The organism is Vibrio sp. SCSIO 43140 (assembly GCF_023716585.1).
Taxonomy (GTDB): Bacteria; Pseudomonadota; Gammaproteobacteria; order Enterobacterales; family Vibrionaceae; genus Vibrio; species Vibrio maritimus_B.
Map to the genome: position 1 here is coordinate 2,601,792 of NZ_CP071850.1, position 16,549 is coordinate 2,618,340.

Sequence of the window (16,549 nt, forward strand, 5' to 3'; positions counted from 1 at the left end):
GTCAACCGTATTAACAGTGAGCAAAAAAGGACTAATTTACCGTCGCTATCTATATCTCGATGGTTATAGACAAGATGCATTGCTAATGAAACAGTCAAAGTCGGGCATGCTACAGAATTGTACCGAGAAGTTCAATATTGAAAGAAAATGTGACGGAAATTTCTGTAGATAAAAATAAGGGCTGCAATATAGCAGCCCTTATCGTTTAGTTAGTCTAACTGACTAGCAATTAATAGTTAGGTTTTGTCATCGCCGCTGATGCAGCATTTGTAGCGACTTGGCTACCAGCACCTTTCTGCTGGTAACGTTCAGTTTTTACTGGTGCAGCGTTAATGATGATTTCACCCAGCTCTTGCTTGCCTTCTGCTTTCGCCATTGGCGCACTAGCATGGCCTTTGAAGCTTGCTTTTGCAGTGACTTCTGGTTCAGCTGACTTAGCTTCGACTGGAGCTTGCTCTTGTGCTTTCGGCGCTTCAGCAACAACCTCTACGACTTCTTCTGAAACGTTAGAGTCAGGTGTAGTCGTAGATTCAGTTACTGGTGTGTCAGCAACAGGTGCTTCAACCACAGGAGCTTCAACAACTGGAGTCTCAACGGCTTTAGGTGCTTCGGTAACCACCGGCGTCTCAACGACGTCAGCAGCAACTTCTGGCGTCGCGACTGGCTCTGGTTTGCGCATAACAATGACTTTACCCATTGCCATCTCTGGCATCGCCATACCAGTTACGTTGACAGTAACTTCTTTCACTTCCGCTTCAGGTTTTGTTTTCGCCTTAGGCTTGGTAATACCGTAACTTGGCATCACTTTACCCATTGCCATTTCTGGTGAAGCAACGCCACCTTTGCGAAGACGGAATGGGTTAGGGCGGCGATCACGACCACGACGACGACGTTGACCACTTGCACGTAGGTGACGTGGAGAACGACGGTTGCGACGCTGCTTACCTTCCTCTTTTGCCCCAGCTTCGTTAGACGCTTCTGGCGCTTGTGGTTTTTCAACAGGCGCTTGAGTTACAGCTGCGACATTTTGTTGCTCTGCTAACTCTTCCTGTTTGGCATTCTGGTCTTTAACGCGAACTTGCTTAGTCAGTTTGCGACGTTGACGACGCTCTTTAACTTTGGCAGTTTTCTCTTCTGAGCGCTTATCTTCTGAACGAGGGCTCTTCTTCTCTGCTTGTACGTCAGCAGCGATTTGCTTACCTTGCTCTTCAACCTTCGATTTGTTAGCGGCTTCGTCTCGCTTCTTATTGCGGCGGTCTTGCTGCTTGTTACGACGGTTCTGAGATTTGCGTGGCTCTTGTTGAGCGTTGCTTTGCGTCTCTTTCTCTTCATCGCGGTCACGGTTAGGCTTGTTACGACGATTCTTGTTGCGATCGTTGTCACGAGACTCTTTGTTGTTGCGACGGCGTTGATCGTTGTTGCGGTTACGGCGCGAACGATTGTTGCGGTTTTTGTTTGTTTCTTCTTTCTTCTCTGGCTCTTTCTTCTCTGCTTCAGGTGAAGCGAATAGAGAACCGATTGCAGAAAGAATACGAGAGAATAGGCCTGGCTTCTCAGCTTTAGGCTCAGCAGCTGGTTTCTTCTCAGGCGCTTTTGGCGCTGGTGTTGGCGCAGTTTGCGTTGGAGTTGCAAAGCCTTGAAGGGCTGGTTGCTCAACCTTACGCGGCTTCACTTCTGATTCACCGGCTTCTTTAGCTTCAGCTTCACGCAGCGCTTCTAGCTTCTTAGGTAGCAGGTAAGACAGGAGATCTTGCTCTTCGCCTTCACGTACACGGATAACCTCAAAATGCGGCGTTTCCATGTCTGAATCTGGAACGATGGTGATCTTCACTTCTTGAACGCGCTCAATATGGTTGATCGAGCGACGTTTTTCGTTCAATAGGTAAGAAGCGATAGGCACAGGAACAATCGCTAAAGCCTGCGATGTGTTGTCTTTTAGTGCTTCTTCTTCGATCAAACGAAGTACAGAAAGTGCGAGAGATTCGTTATCACGTACAACACCAGTACCACTACAACGTGGACAGATGTGGTGGCTTGCTTCTGCAAGAGACGGGCTCAAGCGTTGGCGAGACATCTCAAGAAGACCGAAGCGAGAAATACGACCGATTTGTACGCGAGCACGGTCGATACGAACCGCTTCTCTCAGACGGTTTTCAACTTCACGTTGGTGACGAACTGGCGTCATATCAATAAAGTCGATAACAACCAAACCACCAAGGTCACGAAGACGCAATTGACGAGCAATCTCATCTGCCGCTTCTAAGTTAGTGTTGAGAGCTGTCTCTTCGATATCACTACCTTTTGTTGCACGTGCAGAGTTGATATCGATAGAGGTAAGCGCCTCTGTTGGGTCGATAACAATAGAGCCACCAGAAGGTAGGCGAACTTCACGTTGGAAGGCAGATTCGATCTGGCTTTCGATTTGGTAGTGACTAAATAGCGGTACTTCGTTGTCGTACTTCTTAACGCGGTTTACGAAGTCTGGGCGTACCAATTGAATATGTTGGCGCGCGCGCTCGTAAATCGTGTTGCTATCAATAAGGATTTCACCTATGTCGCGACGTAGATAGTCACGCAGTGCGCGGACGATAACGTTACTTTCTTGGTGAATTAGGAACGGAGCAGGGTTTTGGTCCGCTGCGCCCTTAATATTTTCCCAGTTGTTTAGAAGGAAACGTAAATCCCACTCGAGCTCTTCGGCACTCTTACCTACGCCTGCAGTACGGACGATTAGACCCATACCTTGAGGTAGTTCAAGTGTGCTCAGTGCTGCTTTAAGTTCAGTGCGCTCTTCACCTTCGATACGACGAGAAATACCGCCAGCACGAGGGTTGTTAGGCATAAGAACTAAGTAGCTACCTGCTAGAGAGATATACGTTGTCAGTGCAGCACCTTTGCTACCACGCTCCTCTTTTTCAACTTGCACGATGACTTCCTGGCCTTCGCTCAATACATCTTTGATGCTTGGACGACCTTGGTAGGTATAACCTTGTGGGAAGTATTCTTTTGCAATTTCTTTAAGAGGGAGGAAACCGTGGCGTTCGGCACCGTAGTCAACGAATGCGGCCTCTAGGCTAGGCTCAACTCGAGTGATACGTCCTTTGTAGATATTTGCTTTCTTTGACTCATGGCCAGGGCTTTCGATATCAAGATCGAACAGTTTCTGACCGTCAACCAAAGCAACACGCAACTCTTCTTTTTGAGTTGCGTTGATTAACATTCTTTTCATTACAGAAATTCTCGTTGTATTTTCTTTGTTTTCATCATTGCTCTTGTCACAGGTTTCGTAACTCGCGGTGCCTGATCCCATGGCTTTATTTAATGCAGCCTCCCGGCTGGAAGGGATGCTCGTGGGCACTACAGTCATCACACAGGACTGAGGCTGTGTGATCCGCGTCTGTGGCGGTATTACTCAAACACGAGTACGTGAGTAGGTGACAAGGAAGGCCTAGCTATCAACGTCTTATGCCAGTTGCTGCGTTTCAATACTAAGCGGTCTACTCAACATTTAATTGCTCAAAGATAATAGCGACAAATAGAAAATCGAATCTAATTATCCATTGCAGCTGTGAACTATAGCAGCGCAACCAAATATCAGCAATCAGCTTTAGTCTAAACCACAGAAAAAAACCAAGCTTTTATCGTGTCTGTACGGATAATGTACTGATTTAAATGGGCAAAAATGTGGGCGGGGGAAACCTCGTCCTTGGGTGGTTAAAAACTATCCACAACTTGTCCAAAAGGTTTCATTCCGACAACTTTGACAGGTTTTCTCTACCAAACCTTAGGCAATCAACATTTAGAAAGCGTTCTTTTCTTGAGAGTTTGAGTGTTATAATGACGAAATGAGTGAAATAAGAACAAAAGTCCAATTCGTCGACATCGATGACGATATGGCTGGCCAACGCATAGATAACTTTCTGCGTAACCAACTAAAAAACATCCCAAAGAGTGTTGTGTACCGAATTGTGCGCAAGGGAGAAGTGCGCGTAAATAAAAAGCGAGTGAAGGCAGAATATAAATTGCAAGCAGGCGATTTGGTTCGTATTCCACCTGTAACTATAGAAGAGAAAGAGCCTGAAGCACCGCTCAACACCAATCTCAACAAGGTGGCGCAGCTTGAATCCCAGATCATCTATGAAGATGATCACATTTTGGTGTTGAACAAGCCATCAGGGTTAGCTGTGCATGGCGGGAGTGGTCTTAAGTTCGGTGCAATCGAAGCACTGCGTGCGCTAAGACCGCAAGCTCGATTTCTTGAGTTGGTGCATCGTATAGACAGAGATACCTCAGGTATTCTGCTGGTCGCGAAAAAGCGCTCTGCGCTTCGTCACCTGCAAGCCCAATTCCGTGAGAAGACGGTTCAGAAATACTACTATGCGTTGGTGATGGGCACATGGAAGCCGAGCTGTAAGGTGGTGAAAGCGCCACTTCTGAAAAATGAAGTGAACAGTATTGTTAGAGTGAACCCGAACGGAAAAGCATCGGAAACTCGTTTCAAAGTTCTTTCGTCTTACGAGCAGGCAACCTTGATTCAGGCAAGCCCTATCACCGGTCGAACGCATCAGATTCGCGTCCACACGCAATATACTGGACACCCGATAGCTTGGGATGATCGATACGGGGACCGTCGATTTGATGCGTATACCGCAAAGGTAGGTCTCGATCGACTCTTCTTACACGCTGCAAATATCATTTTCATGCACCCAGGCAAAGAAGAAAAAATGGAAATCCACGCTGAGATGGAACCTAAGCTACAACGCGCTCTGGATAAGCTGAAAACGATGCAATGATTTTCGGTGATGCGATTTGTAGAAAAGCGAAGCTCTTTACAGCTTCGCTTTTTTGTTAATGGTCAGCCAACGCTTAGGCAAGCGGGGAGATTCCGTGCTTTTCTAGTATGGTGATCAAATCGATCAGTGGCAGTCCGACTAGGGTGTTTGGATCCTTACCATTTAACGCACTAAATAAAGTGATACCAAGCCCTTCACTTTTAAAGCTGCCAGCACAGTAGAAGGGTTGCTCAATATCGACGTAACGCTCGATCTGCTTTTGTGTTAGGTTTCTGAAGCTGACATCGAATGTGTCGACTGTGACGTCTGAGGTGCCGGTTTCGGTATTGTAGACGGCAAGACCCGTATAAAAACGAATGGTTTTACCGCTCTGTTGAGAGAGTTGATTTACGGCATTTTCTCTGTTGAGCGGTTTACCGATAATCTGGCCATCGATGACGCACACTTGATCGCTTCCAATAACGATAGCATCGGGCTCCGCTCTGAGGGCTTGCGCTTTTTCAAGTGCAAGACGCTGTACTAACTGCTCTGCAGACTCGCTTGAGTGGGCTTTTTCATCTACATTGGGTGCCTTCGCTTCAAACTCTAGTGCCAATTTGTTCAAAAGCTCAGCACGGAAGGGAGAAGTGGACGCTAAAATGAGTCTTGTGGATTTCATTTTGGGCTCAGTTTTCTTATCATAATTGCAGTTTCTGGACATATTGTTAGATTCTTAATCTGTAGGCAAAAAAAGTACAACTTTTTCGCCTTTTTCTTTGACTAAATCCGTTTTGGAAGATAATATTCGCGCCCTATGCAAAAGGTAAAAATACCGCGAAGTGTTGACCCGGGTAAGACGGCACAAAAAAGACTCGACTATGATGGCATCATCCAAGTCAGCCTTTTTAAGCGTTTGCACGAGTCAGTTAGTAGCGTAAAACGCGATGCTGAAGTGACATTGTCCTTTGGGCATGATGAACAGCGACTTGTTGTTATCTCTGGTAAAGCTAACATCGAAGTTGATTTGGAATGTCAGCGTTGTAATGAGATTTTCACACACCTGTGTGAAGTCCAATTCACTTATACTCCTTACTATAGTGAGAAGAGTGAAGAGGAAGCACCGGAAGATTACGATTTGGTAGATCTTAATGAGTACGGTGAGGTCGATCTCATACAACTAGTTGAAGACGAGTTCATCTTAAACCTGCCTCAAGTCGCAATGCACGATATAGCAGATTGTAGCGTTGACTCAAACAACATGGTGTTTGGAGATATTCCGGAAGAGGTTCCAGAAGAAAAGCCAAATCCATTTGATGTTTTAAAGAGCTTAAAGCGTGAGTAACAGAGTTACTGACGTTTAAATTACTAACATAGGAGTAGGGTCCATGGCCGTACAAAAAAGCAAGAAGTCACGTTCTATGCGTGGCATGCGTCGTTCACATGATGCGCTAACTTCAGCTGCACTATCTGTAGACGCAACTTCAGGTGAAACTCACCTACGTCACAACGTGACTGCTGACGGTTACTACCGTGGCAAAAAGGTTATCAACAAGTAAGGTTGACCTTTGCATAATATAACCGTTGCACTTGATGCAATGGGCGGGGACTTCGGTCCTTCCGTAACAGTGCCTGCCGCCGTGCAGGCACTGTCGCTTTTCCCAGAGCTAAAAGTGGTGCTTGTTGGCGACGAGCCGTCAATAAACACGCAACTCAAACACCTAGGTTACCAAAACAGTAACCGTCTTACGGTCATGCATAGTGACCGAGTCATTTCGAATTCCGAAAAGCCTTCCTTCGCCCTTAGAAACAGTCAAGATACGTCTATGCGTATAGCGATTGATTTAGTTGAATCCGAGCAGGCTGACGCGTGTGTAAGCGGCGGTAATACCGGTGCGCTAATGGCACTATCAAGATTCCGTCTTAAGCTCCTCCCTGGTATAGATAGACCTGCGTTAGTCTCCGCTCTACCTACTGCACAAGGCAGAAAAACCTGGATGTTAGATCTTGGGGCAAATGCGTCTGTCGATGCCGATTCTCTATTTCAGTTTGCTGTAATGGGAAGCGCACTTGCCGAGCAACATCTTGGACGAAGCCCTAGAGTCGCAATATTGAATATCGGTGCAGAAGAAATAAAAGGTAACGATCTCGTCAAACGTTGCTCAGAAATGCTGACACAATGCCGATCTATTAACTATATTGGATTCGTTGAAGGAAATGAGTTACTCAGCGACAGCGCAGATGTCATTGTCTGCGATGGCTTTGTTGGTAACACAACATTGAAAGCTTGCGAAGGAACTGCGCAATTTATTATCAACAAACTTAAAGCCAAATTATCCACCTCTACAATCAAGGGTTGGTTGGCTAGATTGCTGTTTTCTGATGTATTAAACGAAGTTAAAGCACTGAACCCCGACCAGTATAACGGGGCAAGTTTGTTAGGATTGCGCGGCATTGTCATAAAAAGCCACGGAAGTGCTGATGTTTCAGCGCTTGTTAATGCGATAGGCGAAGCGGTTCACGAGGTTAAACGCCAAGTGCCAAACCAAATAAGCGATCGTCTAGAAGCAGTGTTACTCGAGAGGCAGTATTAGTCTTCATGTATAGCAAAATTTTAGGTACAGGCAGCTACCTGCCGTCTCAGATCCGCACCAATGCAGATCTAGAGAAAATGGTAGATACGACAGATGAATGGATCGTTACTCGCACAGGTATTAAAGAACGTAGAATCGCTGCAGAGGACGAAACCGTTGCAGACATGGGCTACGAAGCTTCCCTGAAAGCCATTGAGATGGCGGGCATCGATAAGAATGATATCGATCTAATTATTGTTGCAACAACAAGTAGTAGCCACGCTTTTCCTTCGTCGGCTTGTCAAGTTCAAGCAAAACTTGGCATTCAAGGTTGCCCTGCTTTTGATATGGCTGCAGCATGTACAGGTTTTGTATACGCGCTGTCAGTTGCTGATCAACATATCCGTTCAGGAATGTGTAAAAACGTATTGGTGATTGGCTCAGATTGTCTATCTAAAACGGTCGAAGAAATTGATCGCTCAACCATCATCCTATTCGGTGATGCAGCCGGTGCTGTGGTTTTGGGTGCTAGTGAAGAGCCAGGCATCATTTCGACGCATTTATATGCAGATGGTCGTTTTGGAGATCTTCTCAGTCTTGAAATGCCTGTACGTGGCGGTGAACTCGATAAGTGGCTGAACATGTCGGGTAACGAAGTATTCAAAGTTGCCGTTACTCAGCTATCGAAACTAGTTAAAGATACACTAAGCGCGAACGATATGAGCAAAGAGGACCTCGATTGGTTGGTTCCTCATCAAGCGAACTATCGCATCATTTCGGCAACCGCGAAAAAACTGGGTATGTCGATGGATCAAGTCGTCCTAACACTTGATCGCCACGGTAATACTTCGGCAGCAACCGTACCAACGGCCTTAGATGAGGCGGTTCGCGATGGTCGCATTAAGCGTGGACAGAACCTTCTATTAGAAGCGTTTGGTGGTGGTTTTACCTGGGGGTCAGCGTTAGTTCGCTTCTAACCTCACGAACACCGAACGATATAAAAGTCATAGATTGCGTTGTTTAAGGAAATAACGATGAGTAATTTTGCAATCGTGTTCCCAGGTCAGGGTTCACAAACAGTTGGCATGCTAGCAGAGCTAGGCGAGCAACATGAGATCGTAAAAGCGACATTTGCGGAAGCATCTGAAGCACTTGGTTACGACCTATGGGCATTGGTTCAAAACGGCCCAGCAGAAGATTTAAATCAAACACATCGCACGCAGCCTGCGCTATTAGCTTCTTCTGTAGCTATTTGGCGTGTATGGCAAGAGCAGGGTCTTGCTCAGCCTAAACTCGTAGCGGGTCACAGCCTAGGTGAGTATTCAGCGCTAGTGTGTGCTGGTGTCATTGACTTCAAAGAAGCAATCAAACTTGTTGAACTTCGCGGTCAATTGATGCAAGAAGCCGTTCCTGCTGGCGTTGGCGCGATGTATGCCATCATCGGTCTAGATGATGAGTCGATTGCTAAAGCATGTGAAGAAGCCGCACAAGGTGAAGTGGTTTCCCCAGTGAACTTTAACTCACCAGGTCAGGTTGTTATTGCTGGTAACAAAGCAGCAGTAGAGCGAGCTGGCGCACTATGTAAAGAAGCGGGTGCGAAGCGCGCGCTACCATTGCCAGTGTCGGTACCTTCTCACTGCGCGCTGATGAAACCAGCAGCAGAAAAGCTCGCGGTTGCGCTTGAAGCGATTGAGTTCAACGCACCTTCGGTTCCAGTCATCAACAACGTTGATGTTGAAACAGAAACCGACCCAGCAAAAATTAAAGACGCGCTAGTTCGCCAGCTTCATAGCCCAGTTCGTTGGACTGAAGGCGTTGAGAAAATGAGCGAGCAAGGTGTTGAGAAACTGTTGGAACTTGGTCCAGGTAAAGTGTTAACTGGCCTAACAAAACGCATTGTTAAGACATTGAGTGCGGCTGCGGTAAATGACGCTGCGTCACTCGAAGCTGCAAAATAATAAGGAATCCAATAATGATGAACCTTGAAGGCAAGATTGCCTTAGTAACAGGTGCAAGCCGTGGTATTGGTCGCTCAATTGCAGAGCTACTGGTAGAGCGCGGTGCAACAGTAATTGGTACGGCGACATCAGATAACGGTGCAGCTGCTATCAGCGAGTACTTAGGTGAAAATGGCAAAGGCCTAGCGCTAAACGTGACAGATACTGACTCGATCGAAGCTGTTCTTAAGCAAATCAACGATGAATTTGGCGCGATCGACATTCTTGTTAACAACGCTGGTATCACTCGCGATAACCTATTAATGCGTATGAAGGACGATGAGTGGACAGATATCATGGACACTAACCTAACGTCTATCTTCCGCCTATCTAAAGCTGTGTTGCGCGGTATGATGAAGAAGCGTCAGGGTCGCATCATCAACGTGGGTTCTGTCGTTGGTACAATGGGTAACGCTGGTCAAACCAACTATGCTGCTGCAAAAGCAGGCGTAATCGGTTTCACCAAGTCTATGGCTCGTGAAGTTGCTTCACGCGGTGTGACGGTGAACACAGTTGCACCAGGTTTTATCGAAACAGATATGACAAAAGCACTGAATGATGAGCAACGAGCTGCTACACTAGCCAACGTGCCTGCTGGTCGTTTAGGTGACCCACGTGAAATCGCTTCAGCTGTTGCATTTCTTGCATCGCCAGAAGCGGCATACATCACAGGTGAAACACTTCACGTAAATGGTGGCATGTACATGGTTTGATCTGTGCAACATTTGTGCATGATTTAAGTCAAAAATGTACTGAATTTCGGTTAAATTCGCTAAAATTGTGGTTTGACCAGCAAGGACCCCCTTGCAACTTTCAACAGTTCGAATAAACTACGGAAACATCGCATAGAGCGAAATCTGTAAAGGAAAATTAAAATGAGCAACATCGAAGAACGCGTAAAGAAAATCATTGTTGAACAGCTAGGTGTGGACGAAGCAGAAGTTAAAAACGAAGCTTCTTTCGTTGACGATCTAGGTGCTGACTCTCTAGACACAGTTGAGCTAGTAATGGCTCTAGAAGAGGAATTCGACACTGAGATTCCTGATGAAGAAGCTGAGAAGATCACTACTGTTCAAGCTGCTATCGACTACGTAAACAGCGCTCAGTAATATCTCTTTCTAGGCGGCCTCCTTGGCCGCCTGTGTTTTTTTAAAACGTCTTCTATCCTTTCATATAGAATCATAAATATCCCGGAGAAAAAATCGTGTCCAAGCGTCGTGTTGTTGTCACTGGCATGGGTATGTTGTCGCCGGTAGGCAACAGCGTAGAATCTTCATGGAAAGCCCTTCTTGAAGGCAAGAGTGGTATCGTAAATATTGAACATTTCGATACAACCGATTTCTCTACTCGTTTCGCTGGCTTAGTTAAAGACTTTGACGGTAGTGAATACGTGTCTAAAAAAGATGCTAAGAAAATGGATTTGTTTATCCAGTACGGCATCGTAGCAGGTATGCACGCACTCAAAGACTCTGGTCTTGAAGTCACTCCAGAAAACCAACACCGTGTCGGTGTGGCTATCGGTTCTGGTATCGGTGGTCTTGACCTAATTGAAGCGGGACATCAAGCGTTGGTATCGAAAGGCCCTCGTCGTGTAAGTCCTTTCTTTGTCCCTTCGACTATTGTAAACATGGTTGCTGGCCAACTTTCTATTCTTGCTGGATTACGTGGTCCTAACATTGCTATCTCTACAGCATGTACAACAGGCCTACATAACATCGGCCACGCTGCTCGTATGATCGCTTATGGTGATGCAGAAGCAATGGTTGCTGGTGGTTCTGAAAAAGCATCTACACCACTCGGCATGGCGGGCTTTGGCGCAGCGAAGGCGCTATCAACTCGCAATGATGAGCCTCAAAAAGCATCTCGTCCATGGGATGTTGATCGTGACGGCTTCGTGCTAGGTGATGGTGCAGGTATGTTAGTACTAGAAGAGTACGAACACGCAAAAGCACGTGGCGCTAAAATCTATGCAGAGCTTGTTGGCTTTGGTATGAGCGGTGACGCTTACCACATGACGTCTCCAAGCGAAGATGGCTCTGGTGGTGCGCTTGCAATGGAAGCAGCACTGCGTGACGCTGGTATCACTGGCGAACAGATTGGTTATGTTAACGCACACGGTACATCAACTCCTGCAGGTGATGTGGCGGAAATCAAGGGCATTAAACGTGCACTTGGTGAGGAAGGCGCGAAGAAAGTACTGGTTTCTTCTACCAAGTCTATGACAGGTCACCTATTGGGTGCTGCGGGCTCGGCTGAAGCTATCATTACCATCATGTCTTTGGTTGACCAAATTGTTCCACCAACGATTAACCTAGATAACCCTGATCCTGAATGTGATGTTGACTTAGTGCCATTTACCGCACGTAAAGTGGATATGGAATATGCACTTTGTAACTCATTTGGTTTTGGTGGTACTAACGGTTCGCTTATCTTCAAGAAGATGTAAACCGCGGTAATCGCATAAGAGACTTGTATTCGAACGGCTTGATGCTTAGCATTGAGCCGTTTTGTTATTTAAAGGAATCAACATGTTTTGGCGAAATGGCCAGAAGATTGACCATGTTGCGGTCACGGATAGAAGTTTTCAATACGGTGACGGTTGCTTTACAACCATATTGACGCGATATGGCAAACTTCAGTTGTGGGAACGTCACGTCACTCGTATGGAAAAGGCGCTGATGTGTCTTAAGATCGCGCCGGTAGACTGGCATGCTCTGCGGTTGGAGATCGAGTCACATGCGTCTGATGCAAGTGAAGCTGGCATAAAACTGCATGTAAGTCGCGGCCAAGGTGGCCGCGGTTACAGTACTAAGGTAACTAAAGGTCCTTTTGTTACGGTAAGTAGCTTCGATTTTCCACCGAACTACCATGAAATTCGTGAAAATGGCTTGGAACTATCAATCTCGGATGTACGACTTGGGCATAATCCTTTGCTGGCTGGACTCAAGCACAATAATAGACTGGAACAGATTTTAGCTAAGGAAAATGTTGAATCTAGTGGTCATCTTGATGGCATTGTGCTCGACTTTAACGGCAAAGTGATTGAAACCACAATGGCTAACGTATTCTGGGTGAACAACAATCAAGTGTTTACACCAGACCTTAGTGTTGCCGGAGTTGCTGGTGTCATGCGTGAGGTCGTGATTGAGGAGCTGACGTTACTGGGTATTGCAGTTAACGTTGGGCACTTCGAACTTGAAGATCTCCTTGCGGCCGAAGAAGTTTTCGTTACCAATTGTATTCTGGGGGTTGCACCCATCACTAAAATTAGGGAAGTTGGTCTGTCTATCGGTCCAATAACAAAACAGATTCAGGAGAAATTAAGTCTGTGCTAAAGAAGTTTTTATTGCTCGTCATCATACTTGCAGCAGTAGCAGTAGGCGGCTTTGTTCATGTTAAAAATAGCGTGCAGGATTTTGTTAACCAGCCTCTGAACCTTGAAGAGCCAACACTGATTACCGTAGAGCGCGGCAACAGTCTCAATACGCTAATGGCGACATTTGAGGGTAATCAATGGATTGAGCCTACGCCATTTGCCGAATTAGTTCGCCGCTTCCATCCAGAGCTCACGCAAATTAAGGTTGGAACATTCGAACTGAAGCCGACTATGACGTTTAAAGAGGCGATTGACGCGGTTATCGAGGGTAAAGAGTACCAACTTGCGATTACCTTTATTGAAGGCTCTACCTTTAAAGAATGGCGTGAACAGTTTGCTAATGCAGATTACCTAGAGCACAAAACGCTTGAAATGGACGAAAAAGCGATAGCGCAAGAGCTAGGCATCGAGCACGAACGCTTAGAAGGGCTCTTCCTTGCAGAAACCTATCATTACTCCGTGGGTGATAGTGACCTTGATATTTTAAAGCGCGCTAACAGAAAGTTAAACAAGGTACTTTCGGAAAGTTGGGAGCAGCGACAAGATAAGCTTCCACTAAAGAACGAGTACGAAGCCTTGATTTTGGCATCTATTATCGAGAAAGAGACCTCAGTACCATCAGAGCGCGAACGTGTGGCGTCTGTGTTCGTTAATCGCCTAAACATCGGTATGCGCCTGCAAACCGACCCAACGGTGATCTACGGCATGGGCGATAGATATGATGGCAACATTCGTAAGAAAGATCTTCGAGAAGCAACGCCATACAATACCTATGTCATTAATGGCTTACCACCAACGCCAATTGCAATGCCTGGTAAAGCATCTATCATGGCGTCAGTAAATCCGGAAGACAGCGACTATCTATATTTCGTGGCTAGCGGTACAGGTGGCCATGTCTTTTCAAAGAATTTAAGAGACCACAACCGCGCGGTCCAACAGTATCTAAAACAACTAAGAAGTCGAAAATGAACCAAGGCAAATTTATCGTAATCGAGGGCCTAGAAGGCGCAGGTAAGAGTTCAGCAATCAGTGTGTTACGCTCTGAGTTAGAAGCAGCAGGCATTGATTCTATTGAAAATACTCGCGAGCCTGGTGGTACGGCCTTGGCTGAAAAAATGCGTGCCTTGGTAAAAGAAGAGCAAGAAGGGGAGATTCTTCAAGATCGCTCTGAGTTGCTGTTAATGTATGCCGCTCGAATTCAATTAGTGGAAACAGTGATCAAACCTGCTCTTGAGTCTGGCACTTGGGTTATTGGTGATCGACATGATCTCTCTTCTCAAGCCTACCAAGGCGGTGGTCGTCAAATCGATAAGCATATTATGTCTTCGCTTAAAGAGATCGCACTTGGCGACTTTAAGCCAGACCTCACCCTGTATCTAGATCTTGACCCAAGACTCGGCCTTGAGCGAGCGCGTGGTAGAGGTGAGCTAGACCGAATTGAGAAAATGGATATTTCATTTTTCGACCGCACCCGCGAACGCTACTTAGAATTGGCAAATTCGGATTCGAGCATTGTGATTATCGATGCAAGCCAAGATATGGAATCGGTTCAAGCGGACATTCGCCATGCTGTGCAAGCTTGGTTGACCGCGCAGTAGGAGCAAGTATGCAGGACTATCCATGGCAGGCTGATCTGTGGCAAAAGCTCAAGGGGAACCTTGAGAGGCAGCATATTCCAGGAGCAATGCTGATCCAAGCTAAGATTGGCTTGGGACCCGAGGCTCTAGTTGAGCGATATGTCGCAGGTTTAATGTGTCAGAACGATGCTTCGGAGCCGTGCGGCTTTTGTCATGCTTGCAGCCTGATCGCTTCTGATTCTCACCCTGACGTTCACTTCGTTGAACCTGAGAAAGATAAAAAGAACCTATCGGTTGAGCAAATTAGACAAGCGAATAAATGGGCTCTTGAGTCGTCTCAGTTTGGTGGATATCGATTGATTATCCTGCCTCAAGCCGAGCGCATGAATGTTTCCGCTGCCAATGCACTACTTAAGACTCTAGAGGAACCACCTAGCAATTGTGTGTTCATCCTAACGACAGAACATGCCCAGCGTTTGCTGCCCACTATTCGCAGCCGATGTGAGGTTTGGCATCTTTCTGCTCCGTCTCAAGCTCAATCTGTTGACTGGGTCAGCGCACAATTAGGAAAGCGTATTTCTCTTCGAATTGCTTACCTATGTCAGTCTGAACCTTTAGCGATAAAGTTGTTTGTGGAACAGGGTAGAGAAAAAGAGTTAGATACACTGCTCTCGGCATTTTTAAGCGCTGTAACGAATCGCAATGCGGACGTGACAGCCTTTATGAATGTATTCTTGAAAAGTGACGTCCCCTTTGATGAACAGCTTTCATGGTTGTGGTTGGTATTGGCTAGTGCTCAAAAGCAGTCGTTAGGTCTTGACCAAGGCGAGATGATTCCTGAAGCTGCTCAACTAGCATCGTTATATTCCTATCAGAGTTTGTTTAAGCAATCTGAATCCTTGGCAGAGCTCAAAAAGCAACTTAGCGAGTCTAGCGGGCTAAATGCCGAGTTACTCGTGACTAATTGGCTATACTCTTTCTTAACCGCTTAAATTAACGCTCACTATCCTCGGCATAGTTGTTCATTATTATGCCGAGAGCTTTCATTTGCTGAAGCCGAATAGGGCTGTCAGTATCTTTAAATTCTTACGCACGAAGAAGACTTTATGTTTGTAGATTCCCATTGCCATCTCGATAAGCTGAACTATGAAGAGCTGCATGATGGCATCGAAGATGTACTTAAAAAAGCAAAAGCCGCTAACGTTGACAAGCTTTTATCTGTCGGCGTTACGCTTGACTCATTTCCAAATATGATGGAGCTAATCAAGCCATACCCTGAGATCATGGCATCTTGTGGTGTGCATCCACTCGATGTGGAGAGTACTTTTTCTTTGGAGCAGTTTAAGAAGTACGTTGCCAATGACAGGGTCGTTGCTGTCGGTGAAACGGGTTTAGACTACCACTATCAACCAGAAACGGCTGAGCTGCAAAAAAAGCGTTTTGAGCAGCAAGTTGAGGTGGCGGTGGATGTCAATAAACCGCTAATTATCCATACTAGAAACGCGCGCGAAGACACGTTATCCATTCTTCGTAATGGCGGGGCGGACAAGTGTGGTGGTGTGATCCACTGTTTTACCGAGGATCTGCCTTTTGCTGAAGCAGCCATGGATCTCGGGTTCTATATCTCCATTTCAGGCATTGTCACTTTCAGACAAGCCAAAGAGCTTAAAGAGGTCGTGAAACAATTACCGCTTGAAAGGCTGCTTATTGAAACAGACTCTCCTTATCTCGCACCAATTCCGCATCGTGGCAAAGAGAATCAACCGGCCTACGTAGTGGAGGTTGCTGCCTATATTGCTCAGCTAAAAGGGGTATCGCTGTCGGAAGTTGGAGAAAAAACCAGCAAAAACTATCAGGATCTTTTTTTGCGTTAGGAAATAACAACTCAGATACAACCGATTAGAAAAGGCGCAGTTTGCGCCTTTTTTGTCGAAAAAATTTGAAAATATCAAATTAATTTAACGTTAACGAAATCTGTTGAGAAAAAAGAAGTGATTCAGCACAAACTGTAATTATGTTACGTAAAATAACTTAAGAGTGTATTTTATTCACCCCGTAAAATTAATTGATGTAATTATTTATTGCATTAATTTCAATGACTTATTAGTTCTGAAAACCATTACACAAGCCCGTTTGAAACGTGATCCATGCGTAGTTTTGAAACTAAATTTCGTAAGTGTGTAGAAACCTTGAGGGTCATCAAGATATATTTAGAGGCAGAAAATATAATTCGAATCGTGGTTACATTTTCTATGGG

16 protein-coding genes are annotated in these 16,549 nt (G+C 45.8%); 14 read left to right on the plus strand and 2 right to left on the minus strand.

Annotation, left to right across the window (positions count from 1 at the left end):
• Positions 1-229: 229 nt before the first annotated feature.
• On the minus strand, positions 230-3,229 hold the full coding sequence (rne, locus tag J4N45_RS12565; RefSeq protein ID WP_252011649.1) for a ribonuclease E: 3,000 nt from the start codon (positions 3,227-3,229) through the stop codon (positions 230-232).
• Positions 3,230-3,845: 616 nt separating this feature from the next.
• On the opposite strand from rne, the gene rluC reads away from it, so the two are divergent.
• A complete protein-coding gene (gene rluC / locus J4N45_RS12570; RefSeq protein WP_252011650.1) occupies positions 3,846-4,793 on the plus strand; it encodes a 23S rRNA pseudouridine(955/2504/2580) synthase RluC in 948 nt (315 codons plus the stop codon).
• Between the two features lie 73 nt (positions 4,794-4,866).
• On the opposite strand, the gene J4N45_RS12575 is transcribed toward rluC, so the two are convergent.
• Complete coding sequence (locus tag J4N45_RS12575; RefSeq protein ID WP_252011651.1) at positions 4,867-5,451, minus strand: Maf family protein; 585 nt, start codon at positions 5,449-5,451, stop codon at positions 4,867-4,869.
• Between the two features lie 135 nt (positions 5,452-5,586).
• Between J4N45_RS12575 and yceD the strand changes: the two genes are divergently transcribed.
• From yceD to J4N45_RS12640, 13 genes are all read left to right on the plus strand, one after another.
• A complete protein-coding gene (yceD, locus tag J4N45_RS12580; RefSeq protein WP_112460434.1) occupies positions 5,587-6,114 on the plus strand; it encodes a 23S rRNA accumulation protein YceD in 528 nt (175 codons plus the stop codon).
• A gap of 43 nt (positions 6,115-6,157) precedes the next feature.
• Complete coding sequence (rpmF, locus tag J4N45_RS12585) at positions 6,158-6,328, plus strand: 50S ribosomal protein L32 (protein WP_031493499.1); 171 nt, start codon at positions 6,158-6,160, stop codon at positions 6,326-6,328.
• 9 nt (positions 6,329-6,337) lie between these two features.
• Positions 6,338-7,363, plus strand: coding sequence for a phosphate acyltransferase PlsX (gene plsX, locus J4N45_RS12590; protein WP_042476754.1), 1,026 nt, complete (start codon positions 6,338-6,340; stop codon positions 7,361-7,363).
• Positions 7,364-7,368: 5 nt separating this feature from the next.
• Positions 7,369-8,319, plus strand: a complete 951-nt coding sequence (locus J4N45_RS12595; RefSeq protein ID WP_042476757.1) for a beta-ketoacyl-ACP synthase III — start codon at positions 7,369-7,371, stop codon at positions 8,317-8,319.
• Between the two features lie 57 nt (positions 8,320-8,376).
• Positions 8,377-9,300, plus strand: a complete 924-nt coding sequence (fabD, locus tag J4N45_RS12600; protein ID WP_128648594.1) for an ACP S-malonyltransferase — start codon at positions 8,377-8,379, stop codon at positions 9,298-9,300.
• 17 nt (positions 9,301-9,317) lie between these two features.
• Positions 9,318-10,052 (plus strand): 3-oxoacyl-ACP reductase FabG, encoded by a 735-nt coding sequence (fabG, locus tag J4N45_RS12605; RefSeq protein WP_234496057.1) that lies wholly within the window; start codon positions 9,318-9,320, stop codon positions 10,050-10,052.
• A gap of 162 nt (positions 10,053-10,214) precedes the next feature.
• Positions 10,215-10,448 carry an acyl carrier protein gene (gene acpP, locus J4N45_RS12610; RefSeq protein WP_004406112.1) on the plus strand — a complete coding sequence of 78 codons (234 nt, stop codon included), beginning with the start codon at positions 10,215-10,217 and terminating at the stop codon, positions 10,446-10,448.
• Between the two features lie 95 nt (positions 10,449-10,543).
• Positions 10,544-11,785 carry a beta-ketoacyl-ACP synthase II gene (gene fabF / locus J4N45_RS12615; protein ID WP_042476763.1) on the plus strand — a complete coding sequence of 414 codons (1,242 nt, stop codon included), beginning with the start codon at positions 10,544-10,546 and terminating at the stop codon, positions 11,783-11,785.
• 82 nt (positions 11,786-11,867) lie between these two features.
• Positions 11,868-12,674 (plus strand): aminodeoxychorismate lyase, encoded by an 807-nt coding sequence (pabC, locus tag J4N45_RS12620; RefSeq protein WP_252011652.1) that lies wholly within the window; start codon positions 11,868-11,870, stop codon positions 12,672-12,674.
• On the plus strand, positions 12,668-13,684 hold the full coding sequence (gene mltG, locus J4N45_RS12625) for an endolytic transglycosylase MltG (protein WP_252011653.1): 1,017 nt from the start codon (positions 12,668-12,670) through the stop codon (positions 13,682-13,684). The genes pabC and mltG overlap by 7 nt, the downstream gene beginning before the upstream one ends.
• Positions 13,681-14,313: a dTMP kinase gene (gene tmk / locus J4N45_RS12630; RefSeq protein ID WP_252011654.1), complete on the plus strand. Its 633-nt coding sequence runs from the start codon at positions 13,681-13,683 to the stop codon at positions 14,311-14,313. Before mltG ends, tmk begins: the two co-directional genes overlap by 4 nt.
• 8 nt (positions 14,314-14,321) lie before the next feature.
• On the plus strand, positions 14,322-15,284 hold the full coding sequence (holB, locus tag J4N45_RS12635) for a DNA polymerase III subunit delta' (protein ID WP_252011655.1): 963 nt from the start codon (positions 14,322-14,324) through the stop codon (positions 15,282-15,284).
• 114 nt (positions 15,285-15,398) lie between these two features.
• On the plus strand, positions 15,399-16,166 hold the full coding sequence (locus tag J4N45_RS12640; RefSeq protein ID WP_252011656.1) for a TatD family hydrolase: 768 nt from the start codon (positions 15,399-15,401) through the stop codon (positions 16,164-16,166).
• Positions 16,167-16,549: the final 383 nt, after the last annotated feature.